The sequence below is a fragment of the Variovorax sp. OV084 genome (assembly GCF_900111625.1).
Classification (GTDB): Bacteria; Pseudomonadota; Gammaproteobacteria; order Burkholderiales; family Burkholderiaceae_C; genus Variovorax.
Genome location: NZ_FOII01000002.1, coordinates 641450 through 655777, shown reverse-complemented (window position 1 = coordinate 655777; position 14328 = coordinate 641450). Strand labels below are relative to the sequence as shown.

The window sequence follows — 14328 nt, the reverse complement described above, 5'->3', positions numbered from 1 at the left end:
GGTCGCTGAAGCCGGCAGTATGCAAGAAAATTGGAAACGATTGCAATAATCCCGACCAGCCTGCATGGCTTGCAGTTTTCTTCTTGACTACAGGCCTTATGAAAATCTACGATAAAAATATGCAAACGTTTACAAGAAACTGCTCTCACGAGGCCAGGCCATGGCGGTAACGCTGCGCGACGTGGCCCGTGCCGCCGACGTTTCCATTGCCACGGCTTCCCGTGCGCTGGCCGGCTCCAGCCTCACTAACCATGCGACGCAGCGGCACGTGATCCAGGTCGCCGCCGCCCTCGGCTACCGCACCAACACCTTCGCCCGGGCGCTGAAAACCAAGCGCTCGCGGCTCATCGGCCTCACCGTGCACAACCTGGAGAACGCCTCGTTCCAAGTGCTCGCCTCGGTGGTGCAGACGCGCATGCAGGCGCTCGGCTACCAGGTCATCCTGAGCATCAGCGCCGACGACCCCGAGCAGGAACGCGACATCTTCAAGACCCTGGTCGACCATAGCGTCGACGGCCTGATCGCCGTGCCCAACGGTGCCAACGGCGCCCAGCTGCTGGCCATGGAGCACGCCGACATCCCGGTGATCTGCGCGGTGCGCCGCGTCGAGGGCGCCACGCTCGAATCGGTGCTCGCGGGCGACCTCGACGGCGCCTATGCCGGCACCAAGCACCTGCTCGACCTCGGTCACCGGCGCATCGGCCTGATCGTGGGCATGAGCGACACCACCTCCGGCAAGGAACGCCTCGCGGGCTACAAGCGGGCCATGCAGGAAGCGGGCCTGCCCATCGATCCGGCGCTGATCCAGGCCGGCCGCTATGCGCCCGAAACAGGCGTGGTGGCTGCCAACGCGCTGCTGTCGATGCCCACGCCGCCCTCGGCGCTCTTCGTGGCCAACCACGAGTCATCGCTCGGCGTGCTGCGCGTGGTGTCGGAGCGCGGACTGCTGATTCCCGACGACCTCTCGCTGCTGTTCTACGAAGACTCGCCCTGGTTCGAGTGGCAGCGCCCCGCCATCAGCGTGGTGGACAGCGGCGCCTTTGAGATGGCCAACCTCGCGGTCGACCGGCTGGTGCAGCGCCTCTCCGGCGTGGCCAACAGCGGCCGCGAATACCGCGTCGGCTCGCGGCTGATACAGCGCGCCTCCTGCCGCGCCGTCGAAGCGCACTGAAACAACCTCTCCCTGACATGCCCTATCTCGAAATCCTGGCGCCGAGCGCCCCCGAAACCCGCAAGCGCACCGCCAGCCGCGCGCTGACCGACGGCGTCGTCACATCGTTCGGCGTCGAGCCCTCGACCGTGACCCTGTACTTCATGCCCATCGCGCCCCACGACTATGCCCACGAGGGCCAACTGGGCCACGACGGCGGGGGAGAGGGCACGCGCGTGTTCGTCAAGGTGCACGCCTACCGCCGCACGCCGGCCCAGCGTCGCGCCTTGGCCGCCGCCATCACGCCCGCGCTGGCTACCTGCTTCGCCACCGGCAGCCACAACGTGGCCGTCTATTTCCTCGACCGCGAACAAGACGAAGTCGCGCACGACGGCCACCTGGCCAGCGACGAAGCCGAGCAGCAACCCGATCACACCGCCTGAAGACCATGACCCATTTCCTCACCGAAGACCAGATCTCGCTGCGCGACACCGCGCGCCGTTTCGCCGAGGGCGAAGTGCTGCCGCGTGCCGCGGCCATCGACCGTGAAGACAAGTTCGACCGGGTGCTGTATCGCGGCATGGCCGAACTCGGGCTGTTCGGCGTGAGCCTGCCCGAAGTGGCCGGCGGCTCGGGCTTCGACACCGTCAGCACCTGCCTCGTGATGGAAGAGCTGGCGCGCTGCTCGGGTGCCATCGGCAACGCGTTCGCGATTCCCGTCGAGGCGGCGCTGTTCCTGCACCACCACGGCAACGAGAGCCAGAAGGCGCTGATCCCCGGCATCCTCGACGGCTCCGTCGTCATGGCCACCGCCATGTCGGAGCCCGACTTCGGCTCGGACGTGGCGAGCATCACCACCACCGCGCGCGCCGTGGAAGACGGCTGGGTACTCAACGGCACCAAGGCCTGGGTCACGCTCGGCGGCGTGGCCGATCGCATCATGGTGTTCGCGCGCACCGGCAAGGAGGCCGGCCACAAGTCGATCAGCTGCTTCATGGTCGATGCGCACCAGGCCGGCGTGAGCCGCGGCAAGAACGAGGAACTGCTCGGCATGCACGGCCTGGAAGACTGCCAGATCGTGCTGCAGGACGTGCACGTGCCCAGGACGGCGCTGATCGGCGCCGAGAACCAGGCTTTCAAGACGGCCATGGGCAACTTCAACTTCAGCCGCCTGCTGATGTCGTCCATGGCGCTCGGCATGGCGCAGGCCGCGATGGAAGACGCCGTGGCCTACGCCACCACGCGCAAGCAGTTCGGCGAGCCGATCATGAACTTCCAGGCCATCCAGTTCATGGTGGCCGACATGGCGACCGACATCGCCGCGGCGCGCCTGCTGATCCATCACGGCGCGCGGCTGCAGGACGCCGGCCACTCCATCGCCAAGGAAGGCGCGCAGGCCAAGCTCTTCACCACCGACATGGCGATGCGCCACGTGTCGAACGCGCTGCAGATCCACGGTGGCAACGGCTACTCGCGCGACTACCGCATCGAGCGCATCTTCCGCGACGTGCGCCTGGCGCAGATCTACGAAGGCACCAACCAGATCCAGCGCCTGATCATCTCGCGCCAGGTCGTGAAAGAACTGGCTTGAGGACGCAGCCATGATCGACTGCATCACCCCCGACGCCGCCGCCGCGCTGCTGCGCGATGGCGACATGGTGCTGGCTGGCGGCAACGGTGGTTCGGGCGTGCCCGAAGCCGTGTTCGAAGCCATCGAGCGGCGCTTCACTGCCGGCGACGGCCCGCACGACCTCACGCTGTTCCACGTTACCGGCGTGGGCGCGCTCACCGAAAAGGGCATGTGCCATTTCGCGCACCCGGGCCTGGTGCGCCGCGTGATCGGCGGCAACTTCGGCATGCAGCTGCCGTTCATGAAGATGATCCTCGCGCAGGACGTGGAGGCCTACAACTTCCCGCAGGGTGTCATGACGCACCTGTGCCGCGCGATGGCGGGCCGCCAGCCCGGCGTGCTCACGCACGTGGGCCTCGAAACCTACATGGACCCGCGCCAGGACGGCGGCCGCATGAACGCGCGCACCACCGAGGCGCTGGTCGAACTGGTGCACGTGGCTGACCGCGACTGGCTGTTCTACCGCGCGCCCGGCGTGCCGAACGTGGCGCTCATCCGCGGCACCTCGGCCGACGAAGACGGCTACGTGAGCATGGAGCACGAAGCCACCGCGCGCGAAGACCTCTCGATGGCGCAGGCCGTGCACAACGCCGGTGGCATCGTCATCTGCCAGGTCAAGCGCATCGTCAAGCGCGGCACGCTGCATCCGCACATGGTGAAGATTCCGGGCTTCCTGATCGATCACTTCGTGGTCGAGCCCGAGCAGATGCAGACCTACACCACGCGCTACGACCCGGCGCGCTGCGGCGAGATCGTGGTGCCCGCCTCGAGCATCGCGCCAGACCCGCTCGACGTGCGCCGCGTGGTGGCAAGGCGCGCGGCCTTCGAGCTGCGCCCGCGCGACGTGGTGAACCTCGGCGTGGGCATCTCCGCGATGATTCCCAACGTGGCCTCGGAAGAGGGCATTGCCGACCTGATCACGCTCACGGTCGAGTCGGGCGTGGTTGGCGGCGTGCCCGGTCATGCGCGCGAGTTCGGCACTTCGGTCAACCCGCGCGCGATCCTCGATCAGTCGTACCAGTTCGACTTCTACGACGGTGGCGGCCTGAGCTGCGCGTTTCTTTCGTTCGCGCAGGTCGATCCGCAAGGCAACGTCAACGTCACGCGCTTCGGCAAGCGCTACGACGGCGCGGGCGGCTTCATCAACATCACGCAGAACACGCAGCGCCTGGTGTTCAACGGTTCGCTCACCGGGGGCGACTTCGACATCGGCGTGGCCGACGGCGAACTCAAGATCCGCCGCGACGGTGCATTCAAGAAGTTCGTCCCGGCGGTCGATCAGATCAGCTTCTCGGGGCGGCTCGCGCGAGAGCGAGGCCAGCAAGTGAGCTTCGTGACCGACCGCGCCGTGTTCGAACTCGAAGCCGACGGGCTCGTGCTCACCGAGATTGCGCCAGGCGTGCGACTGAAGGAAGACGTGCTCGAGAAGATCGGCTTCGAGGTGCGCGTCAGCGAGCAACTGCGCACCATGGACGCACGCATCTTCCGCAACGGCCCCATGGGCGTGCACGACGAGTTCATTGCGAAGGCACCACGCCACGCTGGCAACGCGGCGCAAGGAGAGCGGGCATGAGTGATGTGTATTTCGAAGACGTGGTGATCGGCGCAGAACTGCGCAGCGAAAGCCACGTCGTGAGTGCCGATGACATCGGCCGCTTCTGCGATCTCACACACGACCACCATCCATTGCATACCGATGCGGACTACGCGCAGTCGCGCGGCTTTCCGGGCGTCATTGCGCACGGGCTGTTCGGTCTCTCGCTGATGGAGGGGCTGAAGACCGCTTTGAAGATTTACGAGAACAGTTCCATCGCTTCGCTCGGATGGGATCAGGTCCGGTTCTTGCGACCTGTTGTTGCAGGGGATGCGGTGCACGTGGTGTTCCGCTTCACCGACAAACGTCTTTCGTCGCGCGGTGGCCGCGGCGTGGTGACCGAGAGCCTGCAGCTCGTCAACCAGCGCGCGGAGCCCGTGATCGAAGCCGTGCACGTGGCGCTGGTTGCATGTCGACAAGCGACCCAGGCGGCCTGACTTTGATTGCCCGAGTTCTTCTCTTTCTTTCCTTCCCTGTCTTCAACGAAAGCATCTCATGCACATGATCAAACTATCCCTGGGTTTCATCGTCGGCCTCGTGCTGAGCGGCTCGGTCCTTGCCCAGACCTGCACACCCAAAGTCTCCGCCGAACACCTGACCGCGCCCGGCAAGCTCCAGATGTCCACCAACCCGACACTGCCGCCGCAGCAGTTCGTCGACAGCAAGGGCGAGTTGCAGGGGCTCAACATCGAGCTCGGCCGCGCTGTCGCAAAGCAACTGTGCCTCGAACCGGTCTTCGTGCGCATGGATATGCCGCCGATGGTGCCTGCGCTGCAGGCCGGCCGCTTCGACGTGATCAACACCGGCCTGTTCTGGACCGAGGAGCGCTCCAAGCTAATGTTCCAGGTGCCGTACGGCCAGCAATCGATGAGCATCTACACCGTGCCGAACAGCAAGCTCGCGCTGACCAAGTTCGAAGACCTCTCGGGGCACGTCGTCGGCATCGAGACCGGTACGTACGCCGAGCGCAAGTCGCGCGAATCGAACGCAGCCATGGTCGCCAAGGGCATGGCGCCTATCGACTTCCGCACCTTTGCAACGGCCTCCGAAACCACGGCCGCGCTGCGCGCCGGCCAGCTGGAAGCGGGCATCAACATCGACGAGACGGCCATTGCCTTCGAGGAGCGCGGCATCGTCAAGATCCGCGCGAGCGGCCTCTACGGCACCGACATCACGCTGTCGTTCCGCGACCGCGCGGTTGCCGAAGCCGTTGCGCAAGCCCTGACCGACCTGAAGGCCGACGGCACCTACGACAAGCTGTTCGACAAGTTCCGCATGACGCGCCTGAAGGACACCACGAAGTTCGCGATCCGCGGCCCCGGCCCGTCGCCGAAGTAAGCAGGTTGAAGAGGGGCCGGCCGTGTTCAATTTCGATGCCTTCCTGTCCTACTTCGTCAACCCGTTCCTCCTCGGGGGCGTGGGCATCACGATCGGACTGACCATCGCGACCATCGTGATCGGCCTGGCCCTGGCGCTGCCACTGGCGCTGGGCAGCATGTCTTCGCATCGATTGTTGTCGGCGCCGGCGCGCTTCTACATCTGGGTGTTTCGCGGCACGCCGCTGCTGGTGCAGATCGTCATCATCTACACCGGGCTGCCGCAGCTGGGCCTTCGCTTCGACGTGTTGACCTCCGCGGTGCTGGCGCTGAGCCTGAACGAAGCGGCGTACCTGTCGGAGACCATTCGCGGCGGCTTCTCCGCCATCGCGAAGGGGCAAATCGAAGCGGCCAAGGCGTTGAGCCTTTCGCGCTTCGCGACCTTGCGGCTGGTGACCCTGCCGCAGGTTTTGCGGGTGATCATTCCGCCGCTGGGAAACTCGGTGAACGGGCTGCTCAAGGCAACCTCGCTGGCGTCGGTGATCTCGATGGAAGAGCTGATGCGCCGCGCCCAGGTGCTCATGCAGGAAAAATTCGAAGTGCTCGAACTCTATTGCGTCGCGGCCTGCTTCTACCTGGTGCTGACCACGCTTTGGGACCGTGTGCAGGTGCGGCTGGAGCGCCACTACGGCAGGGGCTATGCGGCTGCGCGTGGCGCGGCCTGAACCGGATTCATCTGAACCATGTCCACTTCAACCTCCGACTTCGACCTTGTCGTGCGCAATGCGCGCGTCGTTACCGCTTCAGACACCTTCGATTGCGACATCGGCATCAGCGAAGGGCGCATCGTGCAGCTCGGGGCGAAGCTCGGCCCCGCCGCGCGCGAGATCGATGCGGCCGGCCGCACCGTGACACCGGGCGGCGTGGACGCCCACTGCCATCTCGACCAGCCGATGCCGCCGCCCACGCGCAACGCCGACGACTTCGACACCGGCACGCGTTCGGCGGCTTGCGGAGGCACGACGACCGTGATTCCGTTCGCCGCGCAGCAGAAGGGCCAGTCGCTGCGCGCGGCGGTCGAGGACTATCGCGCCCGCGCGGCGGGCAAGGCCCACGTCGACTACGCCTTCCACCTGATCGTGAGCGACCCGACGCCCACGGTGCTGAAGGAAGAGCTGCCGGCACTGATCAAGGAAGGCTTCACGTCTTTCAAGATCTACATGACCTACGACGACATGAAGCTCGACGACGGCCAGATCCTCGACGTGCTGGCGGTGGCGCGCGAACACGGCGCAATGGCAATGCTGCATGCCGAGAACTCCGACTGCATCGAGTGGCTGACCAAGCGGCTCGAGGCCGCAGGCCGCACCGCGCCGCGCTTTCACGCGCATGCGCGGCCGATGCTGGTGGAGCGCGAGGCGACGCACCGCGCCATTGCGCTGGCCGAACTGGTCGATGTGCCGATCCTGATCGTGCACGTGTCGGGCCGCGAGGCCGTCGAGCAGATCCGCTGGGCGCGTGCGCATGGCCTGAACGTGTTCGCCGAGACCTGCCCGCAGTACCTGTTCCTCACCGCTGAAGACCTGGGCATCGACGACAGCTACAAGGGCGCGAAGTGCGTGTGCAGCCCACCGCCGCGTGACAAGGCCAACCAGCAGGTGATCTGGGACGGACTCAACGACGGGCTCTTCACCGTCTTCTCGTCGGACCATGCACCGTTCAAGTACGACGCACCGGAGGGCAAGAAGCCCGGTGGCGAAGAGGTCGCATTCCGCCACATTCCCAACGGCATTCCCGGCATCGAGACGCGCATGCCGCTGCTGTGGTCCGAAGGCGTGCTCTCGGGCCGGATGACGGCCAACCGTTTTGTCGAGCTCACGGCCACGGGCCCGGCCAAGGCCTACGGTCTGCATCCGCGCAAGGGAACGATCGCGGTGGGTTCCGATGCAGACATCGTGATCTGGGACGAACGCGACTTCGTGCTGAAGAACGAGCAGCTGCACCATGAGGTCGACTACACGCCCTACGAAGGCATGCGGCTCAAGGCCTGGCCGGGCGTGACGCTGAGCCGCGGCGAGGTGGTGTGGGACGGCAGCAGCTTTCATTCGCACCAGGGGCGCGGCGAACTGCTGGCCTGCGGTGTGCCGACGTTGATGCCCAGGCGTCGTTGAGAGAACGCCGGAGGCCACCAGTCGATGACATTGCGAACCGGTTAATCAAATCTTAAAACAGCTAAAAACTTATTAAAGCCATCCCTTCAGCATCGGCTCCAGAAGGCGACGACATGGTGTCTGTCGCCGACCATTCGTACTGGAGCCTCCATGCTGAACCACCTGAAGTCAAACTGTCTTTCGAGCCGAGAAAAGAACAGCCGCGCGCGCATACCTTTCAGAACCATCGCTGCGGGCGTCGCCTCTGCGGCATGCGTTTCGTCGGCATGGGCGCAAGTTGCACAAGACCAGCTCTCCGAAGCGGGTTCGCAATGGGGCATCGGCATTGCCGCTGGCATGGAGCGCAAGCCCTATCGCGACTTCGACAACAAGGGCCTGGCCATCCCCATGCTCACCTACGAGAACAAGTGGGTCAGCGTTGCGTTCCCGAGTGCCGATTTGAAGCTGACGTCCGTGGGGCCCGTCTCTTTGCGGTTGCGTGCGCGCTACGCGGGCGATGGCTATGAGGCCGACGATTCGCCCTATTTCGGCGGCATGGAAAAGCGCAAGGGCAGCCTGTGGCTGGGCGGGGCAGCCATCTGGCGCAACGACATTGCCAACCTGTCGGCCGAACTGCTGGCCGACGGGTCAGGCAACAGCAAGGGAACGCGGTTCAAGGTGCAGATCGACCGGCGCTTTTCTTCAGGTGCCTTCGGCTTCACGCCGCGCCTGGCCGCGCATTGGGTCGACCGCAAGTACGTCGACTACTACTACGGCGTGACGGCGGCCGAGGCCCGATCCGACCGGCCCGAATATGCCGGCAAGGCTACCGCCAACATCGAAGTGGGCCTGCGCGTGGACTACGCCGTGGCGCCGAAGCAGACAGTTTTCCTGGACATGAGCGCGACCAGCTTCGGCAGCGGCATCAAGAACAGCCCTTTGGTCAGCCGGTCGAACCAGACCGGCGTGCGCCTCGGGTACGTCTACAGGTTCTGAGAAGAGGTCGACGGGGGCGGCGCTGCCGCCGCCGGGAACATCACCTGGATGGCAAAGCCGCGCCCCTCCAGTCCATCCCCGGTTTCGATGGTCGCATGATGCAGCTGGGCGATTCCAGCCACCAGCGACAGGCCGATGCCGCTGCCGCGCGTGGAAGTGCCGGCAGCCCGATGGAAGCGCTCGAAGATCGCCTTGCGTTCCGACAGCGGCACGCCGGGACCGTCGTCTGCCACTTCGAGATAGACTCTGTGCGTCTCTTCCTGTCCGACGGCCGGCTCATGGCCGCAGCTGACCCGAACGCGCCCGCCCTTGGGCGTGTAGCGCAGCGCGTTGTCGATCAGGTTGCGCAGCAGGATGCCCATCTCGTCGATGTTGCAGTGGATGGTGCATTTGTGAATATCGAGCAGGATCGAGCGCTCCTGCTGCAGGGCATGGGTGTCGAAATCGCGGGTCACGTGCAGGATGAGATCGCTCAGGTCTGCCCGCATGTGCTGCGGAGCATTGGCACTCGCATTCAGTCGTGCCAGGTCGAGCAACTGTTCGGACAACCGCGAGCTGCTCTGTGCGACCCGAAGCAGCTTGGTCAGTGCCACGTCCTTGTCGGCGGCGGTGTTCGCGCGCAGCGCGATCTGGGCCTGCGCCTGCAGCGCAGCCAGGGGCGTGCGCAGCTCGTGGGCGGCATCGCCGATGAAGCGACGCTCGCCCTCGATCGATTCGGAAAGCTGCTCCAGCAGACGATTGAACGACGCGACCAGCGGATGCAGCTCGCGCGGCAGCGCGGCCGAGGACAGCGGCGTGAGGTCGAACCTGCGCCGGCTTCGCATGGCAGCTTCCAGCGCCACCACTGGCTTGAGCGAGCTGCGTACCACCAGCCACATCAGCGCGCCCACGATCAGCAACAGGATGGTGCTGAGTACCAGCCCGGTCAGGGCCTGGTGCTGCATTTCGGCGTCCACCACGCTGTGGAGGTTGCCGACCTGTACATAGATCCGGCCTTTGGAATCCGAGACCGAATAGACACGCCATCGTCTTCCCTCGATCACCGTGGTGGTGATGCCATCCTCGAAGCCTGGCCGCAGCGGCGATTCGGGAGCTCCGGGCGTACGCACGGACAACCGCTTGCGATCGATCCAGACTTGGAAGACGAGTTGCTCGCTCTCTGCCAGCGCGGGGTCCCGCAGTTGCAGCCCTGGCCCCGTCACAACCATGTCCTTGTCGGCCGGAATTGTCAGCAGGATGCGAGTGGCAATGACCTTGAGCTTGTCGTCCCAGATGCTGGCCTTGTTGTGCGCGAGATACGCGAAAAGCACCGCGAACGCCACGATCCAGCCCAGGACGATGGTCGCCCCGAGCATCAGGATCATTCGCGCATAGAGCGACTTCGACTTCACGGCGGAGGCTGGCCGACGACATAGCCATGGCCGTGAACGGTGCGGATCAGGTCGTCGCCGAGCTTGCGGCGCAACTGGTGGATGAACACGGCAATGGTGTTGCTCTCGACGACGCTGGCCGTTCCGTAGACCACATCCTGCAGTTGATCGCGCGTGACGACGTGGCCGGGGCGTTCCAGCAAGGCGAGCAGGGTGCGGTACTCGTGCGCGCTCAACGGCACATCGACGCCGGCCTTGGTGACCACGCGGCGACTGCGGTCGACCGTGACGTCGCCACGGGAAAAAACGGGTATCACGCGACCCTGGCTGCGGCGAATGACCGAACGCACACGTGCCCACAGTTCGTCGAACTGGAAGGGCTTGACGAGGTAGTCGTCGGCGCCCGCGTCGAGGCCGTGGATGCGCTCGCTCAACTGATCTCGCGCCGTGAGAATCAGGACCGGTGTCGGGTCGTAGCGGCTTCGCATCGACCGCAGCACCGTCAGCCCCGACTCTCCGCCTGGCAGGCCCAGGTCCAGCAGCACGGCTGCATAGGCATGGTCGATCAGGGCGATCCGGGCGGCTGATGCATTGCCGACACGGTCGATGGACCAGCCGCTCTGGCGCGCGCCATCGCACACGGCTTCACCCAGCATGTCGTCGTCTTCTACGAGGAGCAGGTGCATGAGAGCGGAATTTCTTGTGGCCGAACGAAACAGCCCGGATGATGCGCCAGGATCATTAATGACTTTTTAAGATGTGCGAGAAGGCCATGAACGAAGTTGCGAGTAGAACCATGCGAGCCATCGTGCTGGATGCGCCCGGGCCGCCCGAAGCGCTGCACTATCGCGAGCTGCCCATACCGACGCCGCTCAAGGGGCAGGTGCTCATCAAGGTCCGCGCGTTCGGGCTCAATCGATCAGAGCTTCATACGCGGCTGGGGCTGGCGGAAGGCGTGACATTTCCCCGGGTGCTCGGCATCGAAGCCTGCGGGCAGGTCGCCGAATGCCCTGGAGGCGAGTTCGCGGTCGACCAGCAAGTGGTTGCGGTGATGGGGAACATGGGACGCACCTACGACGGCGGCTATGCCGAGTACACCTGCGTGCCGGCCAGCCAAGTGATTCCGTTCAGGAGCACGCTTCCCTGGAGCACACTCGGCGCCGTGCCCGAGATGCTGCAGACGGCCTATGGCTCGCTGGTCAGCGCGCTCGATGCGCAACCTGGCCAATCGATCCTGGTGCGGGGCGGGACTTCGTCGGTTGGCCTGGCGACTGCCATTCTGGCCAGGCAGCGCGGCCTCGTGGTCTTCTCGACAACGCGCAACGCTGCAAAGCGGGATGTGCTCACGGCTGCCGGGGTCGACCACGTGATCGTCGATGACGGCGATGTGGCTTCGCAGGTCCGGAAGATCCTGCCGGGTGGCGTGGATCTCGCACTGGAGTTGGTCGGCACGCCTGCGCTGCCCGACACCTTGCGGGCGGTTCGGCCCAGGGGCGTCGTCTGCTTCACCGGAATGCTGTCGAACGAGTGGCTGGTCAAGGACTTCTATCCGATCGGCTATCTGAAGAACCTTGTGCGGCTTTGCGCGTACTCCGGCGATGCCTCCGACCTGCCTGCCTCGGTGCTTCAGGACTTTCTCGACGGCGTGAGCGCGGGCAAGCTGAGCGTGCCCATCGACCATGTGTACGGCTTCGACGAGATCGTCGAAGCTCACACGAAGATGGAGAGCAACAGTGCGGCCGGCAAGCTGGTGGTGGTCGTGTAGCAGACCGCATTGCCGATGACTTGAAGGTTTTCGGCTGCGCCTTCGAATGCCTTGCTCTTCCGGCTGAGGTGTCGCGCTTCATAGACTGAAGCGCATCGCTCAACGGGAGAACCGCGAATGAAAAATCCAGTCTTTGTCGTGCCTGGGCACGGCAATTCAGGCCCTGCGCATTGGCAGAGCATCTGGCAGTCGACTCGACCGGAATGGCTCCGGTTGCAGGTCGATGACTGGGATCGGGCGGTTTGCGACGACTGGGTCTCGGCGCTGGAGCAGCAGGCTGGCGGGTTGGGCCGCGATCTTGTGGTCGTGGCGCACAGCCTGGGTTGCCTGGCCGTGGTGCATTGGGCGATGCGGTGCACGCCCCGGATTCGAGGCGCATTGCTCGTCGCAGTGCCCGACCCTCAGGCCGCTGCCTATCCGGCGGAAACGTCGCTGGGGTTCGAGCCACTACCGCCCGCCCGGCTGCCGTTTCCGAGCATCGTGGTCGCCAGCAATGACGATCCCTATGGCAGCACGGCTTACGCGAGCGAGCGCGCACGCGCCTGGGGCAGTGAGTTAGTCGAGGTGGGGGCGCTTGGGCACATCAACGCTGCCAGCGGCCTCGGCGACTGGCCCGAGGGCTACCGCCTGCTGCAGCGCTTGCTCTGAACCGGGTGCTGCCTACAGCTGGTCCGTGGGCACGAACCACGAGAACAGCAGCAGCTGCAGCCGTGTCAGCATGCTCGAGTCCGGCTCGCTGTCGAGCACCTCGTTGTCGACGTCGCCGGTGCCGACCCATTGCACGTTCTGGCCATCGGGCTTGAGCGTGACGCGGTAGACGCCCTCGATGTCGTCGAGCTGGTAGGCGAAGAGCAGCGCCTGCGTCAGGTCGAAGCTGCGCACGCGCACGCCGAACTCGGTGTTCAGTCGGGCGGAGCGCGGGTCGAGGTTCATCGAGCCGAGCAGCACCCACTGCCGGTCGACCAGTGCCAGTTTGGCGTGCAGGCGGCCGCGCGCCTTCTTGAGCAGGTCGCGGAACTGGCCGCTGCGCCGCAGCTGCTGGGTGCTGACCTCGTACAGGTTCACGCCCAGCTTGAGCATGTCGACGCGGTAGCGGTTGTAGTTGATGTTGACCAGTGGCTCGTCGCTGTCGGCCAGCGAGTTGGTGATGACGGTGATGTTCACGCCGTGGTCGCGGCCCATGCGGATGCGCTCCATGCCCTCGTCGCCCGGAATGAAGTAGGGCGAGATCACCACCACGTTCGACTGGGCCGTGGCCAGCATTTCGTGAAAGCGCTGCGCCAGCGACTCCGTGGGATGCGCCATGACGCCCAGTGCCTTGTTGGGGCTGTCGGCGGAGGCATGGGCCTCGGCGCGCATCCACTTGGCCTCGTCGATGTTGGCGAGCTGGGCGGCCAGTGGCGGGTCGCCGAGCAGGTCGGTGGCGGCCAGCGGGTCGGGCGGCGGTGCGTGGGTGGGGGAGGTCGCTTCCTCGAAGTCGGTTTTCAACTCCTGAGGCGTTCGGCTGGTGCTGGCCACCCTTTGCAGGGGGTAGACCACGTCGCTGTTCCAGTAGGTGTCGAAGATGGCGGCGGACTCGGGGACCACCGGGCCGGCCAGCAGCACCTCGAAATCGATGAAGTTCGCGCTCTCGCTGCGCAGGAAGTATTCGTCGGCCAGGTTGCGGCCGCCCGCGATGGCCATGGCGCCGTCGGCCACGAACAGCTTGTTGTGCATGCGGTGGTTGAGCCGCTTGAAGTCGGAGAAGAACTCCAGCCAGCGCCCCGACGAATGGTCGCGCGCGTTCACGAAGGGGTTGAACAGCCGGATCTCGGCATTGGGCTCGGCGGCCAGGCCCAGCAGCAGGCGGTCCATGCCGGCCGTGTAGAAGTCGTCGAGCAGCAGCCGCACGCGCACGCCGCGCCGGGCGGCATTGCGCATTTCGCGCAGCAGCAGGCGACCGGTCTTGTCGTTGCCGAGCTGGTAGGTCTGGATGTCGAGCGACGACTTGGCGCGCCGCATCAGCTCCAGCCGTGCATCGAGCGCGAAGGAGGCTTCGATCAGCGGCCGCATGCTGGTCAGGCCATCGGGCGGGGAATTGAGGCTGACGGCCGCGCGGCCGAGCTCGGTGGCGGGCGAGGCCGCAATGGCCAGCGTCGGCGGTTCGGGCGTGCGCGGCGGGAGGCCGGCGCAGCCGGTCAGCGCAATGGCAGTCGCAAGGACCATCAGCCGCAAAGCCGGACCGCGCAGCGCGGGAAACAGAAAGGCAATGAGCTTGAGCATGAGGGCTGCCAACGCACGGGAAGCGTGCGGGCGGCATGGTAGCCGGTTCACCCCTAACCCGAAGACGCAATTTCGCAACGCAACGCCCTTCACTC

The 14328-nt window shown here is 65.5% G+C and carries 14 protein-coding genes; 11 read left to right on the top strand and 3 right to left on the bottom strand.

Features of this window, described 5'->3' with window-relative positions:
• Positions 1 to 160 precede the first annotated feature (160 nt).
• From BMW87_RS09395 to BMW87_RS09355, 9 genes are all read left to right on the top strand, one after another.
• A complete protein-coding gene (locus tag BMW87_RS09395) occupies positions 161 to 1171 on the top strand; it encodes a LacI family DNA-binding transcriptional regulator (protein ID WP_093048453.1) in 1011 nt (336 codons plus the stop codon).
• 17 nt (positions 1172 to 1188) lie between these two features.
• Positions 1189 to 1593 carry a tautomerase family protein gene (locus tag BMW87_RS09390; RefSeq protein WP_093075918.1) on the top strand — a complete coding sequence of 135 codons (405 nt, stop codon included), beginning with the start codon at positions 1189 to 1191 and terminating at the stop codon, positions 1591 to 1593.
• Between the two features lie 5 nt (positions 1594 to 1598).
• Positions 1599 to 2741 carry an acyl-CoA dehydrogenase family protein gene (locus BMW87_RS09385; protein ID WP_093075916.1) on the top strand — a complete coding sequence of 381 codons (1143 nt, stop codon included), beginning with the start codon at positions 1599 to 1601 and terminating at the stop codon, positions 2739 to 2741.
• Between the two features lie 10 nt (positions 2742 to 2751).
• The gene (locus tag BMW87_RS09380; protein ID WP_093075915.1) at positions 2752 to 4353 is read left to right on the top strand and encodes an acyl CoA:acetate/3-ketoacid CoA transferase; all 1602 of its coding nucleotides are present in this window, start codon (positions 2752 to 2754) and stop codon (positions 4351 to 4353) included.
• A gap of 5 nt (positions 4354 to 4358) precedes the next feature.
• Positions 4359 to 4811, top strand: a complete 453-nt coding sequence (locus tag BMW87_RS09375) for a MaoC family dehydratase (protein WP_218149747.1) — start codon at positions 4359 to 4361, stop codon at positions 4809 to 4811.
• Positions 4812 to 4875: 64 nt separating this feature from the next.
• Positions 4876 to 5712: an ABC transporter substrate-binding protein gene (locus tag BMW87_RS09370; protein WP_218132207.1), complete on the top strand. Its 837-nt coding sequence runs from the start codon at positions 4876 to 4878 to the stop codon at positions 5710 to 5712.
• A gap of 22 nt (positions 5713 to 5734) precedes the next feature.
• The gene (locus tag BMW87_RS09365) at positions 5735 to 6415 is read left to right on the top strand and encodes an amino acid ABC transporter permease (RefSeq protein ID WP_093048470.1); all 681 of its coding nucleotides are present in this window, start codon (positions 5735 to 5737) and stop codon (positions 6413 to 6415) included.
• Positions 6416 to 6433: 18 nt separating this feature from the next.
• On the top strand, positions 6434 to 7861 hold the full coding sequence (hydA, locus tag BMW87_RS09360) for a dihydropyrimidinase (RefSeq protein ID WP_093075912.1): 1428 nt from the start codon (positions 6434 to 6436) through the stop codon (positions 7859 to 7861).
• A 150-nt stretch (positions 7862 to 8011) separates the two neighbouring features.
• The gene (locus tag BMW87_RS09355) at positions 8012 to 8836 is read left to right on the top strand and encodes a MipA/OmpV family protein (RefSeq protein ID WP_093075910.1); all 825 of its coding nucleotides are present in this window, start codon (positions 8012 to 8014) and stop codon (positions 8834 to 8836) included.
• Here the strand turns inward: BMW87_RS09355 and BMW87_RS09350 are convergent.
• Positions 8824 to 10227 (bottom strand): sensor histidine kinase, encoded by a 1404-nt coding sequence (locus tag BMW87_RS09350; RefSeq protein WP_256216707.1) that lies wholly within the window; start codon positions 10225 to 10227, stop codon positions 8824 to 8826. The genes BMW87_RS09355 and BMW87_RS09350 overlap by 13 nt on opposite strands.
• A complete protein-coding gene (locus BMW87_RS09345) occupies positions 10224 to 10892 on the bottom strand; it encodes a response regulator transcription factor (RefSeq protein ID WP_093075909.1) in 669 nt (222 codons plus the stop codon). The genes BMW87_RS09350 and BMW87_RS09345 overlap by 4 nt, the downstream gene beginning before the upstream one ends.
• Before the next feature lie 110 nt (positions 10893 to 11002).
• Between BMW87_RS09345 and BMW87_RS09340 the strand changes: the two genes are divergently transcribed.
• Both BMW87_RS09340 and BMW87_RS09335 read left to right on the top strand, forming a co-directional pair.
• Positions 11003 to 11971: a zinc-binding alcohol dehydrogenase family protein gene (locus tag BMW87_RS09340; protein ID WP_093075907.1), complete on the top strand. Its 969-nt coding sequence runs from the start codon at positions 11003 to 11005 to the stop codon at positions 11969 to 11971.
• 117 nt (positions 11972 to 12088) lie between these two features.
• Positions 12089 to 12619, top strand: coding sequence for an RBBP9/YdeN family alpha/beta hydrolase (locus BMW87_RS09335; protein WP_093075906.1), 531 nt, complete (start codon positions 12089 to 12091; stop codon positions 12617 to 12619).
• A gap of 12 nt (positions 12620 to 12631) precedes the next feature.
• Here the strand turns inward: BMW87_RS09335 and BMW87_RS09330 are convergent, their stop codons facing one another.
• On the bottom strand, positions 12632 to 14233 hold the full coding sequence (locus tag BMW87_RS09330; RefSeq protein ID WP_093075904.1) for a phospholipase D family protein: 1602 nt from the start codon (positions 14231 to 14233) through the stop codon (positions 12632 to 12634).
• Positions 14234 to 14328: the final 95 nt, after the last annotated feature.

What these genes read in the sequence shown, in the direction of transcription:
- BMW87_RS09385 (WP_093075916.1), top strand. Translation starts at nt 1,599, where the DNA reads ATGACCCATTTCCTCACCGAAGACCAGATCTCGCTGCGCGACACCGCG.
- BMW87_RS09335 (WP_093075906.1), top strand. Translation starts at nt 12,089, where the DNA reads ATGAAAAATCCAGTCTTTGTCGTGCCTGGGCACGGCAATTCAGGCCCT.
- BMW87_RS09340 (WP_093075907.1), top strand. Translation starts at nt 11,003, where the DNA reads ATGCGAGCCATCGTGCTGGATGCGCCCGGGCCGCCCGAAGCGCTGCAC.
- BMW87_RS09330 (WP_093075904.1), bottom strand. Translation starts at nt 14,233, where the DNA reads ATGCTCAAGCTCATTGCCTTTCTGTTTCCCGCGCTGCGCGGTCCGGCT.
- BMW87_RS09345 (WP_093075909.1), bottom strand. Translation starts at nt 10,892, where the DNA reads ATGCACCTGCTCCTCGTAGAAGACGACGACATGCTGGGTGAAGCCGTG.
- BMW87_RS09395 (WP_093048453.1), top strand. Translation starts at nt 161, where the DNA reads ATGGCGGTAACGCTGCGCGACGTGGCCCGTGCCGCCGACGTTTCCATT.
- hydA (WP_093075912.1), top strand. Translation starts at nt 6,434, where the DNA reads ATGTCCACTTCAACCTCCGACTTCGACCTTGTCGTGCGCAATGCGCGC.
- BMW87_RS09380 (WP_093075915.1), top strand. Translation starts at nt 2,752, where the DNA reads ATGATCGACTGCATCACCCCCGACGCCGCCGCCGCGCTGCTGCGCGAT.
- BMW87_RS09390 (WP_093075918.1), top strand. Translation starts at nt 1,189, where the DNA reads ATGCCCTATCTCGAAATCCTGGCGCCGAGCGCCCCCGAAACCCGCAAG.
- BMW87_RS09370 (WP_218132207.1), top strand. Translation starts at nt 4,876, where the DNA reads ATGATCAAACTATCCCTGGGTTTCATCGTCGGCCTCGTGCTGAGCGGC.
- BMW87_RS09355 (WP_093075910.1), top strand. Translation starts at nt 8,012, where the DNA reads ATGCTGAACCACCTGAAGTCAAACTGTCTTTCGAGCCGAGAAAAGAAC.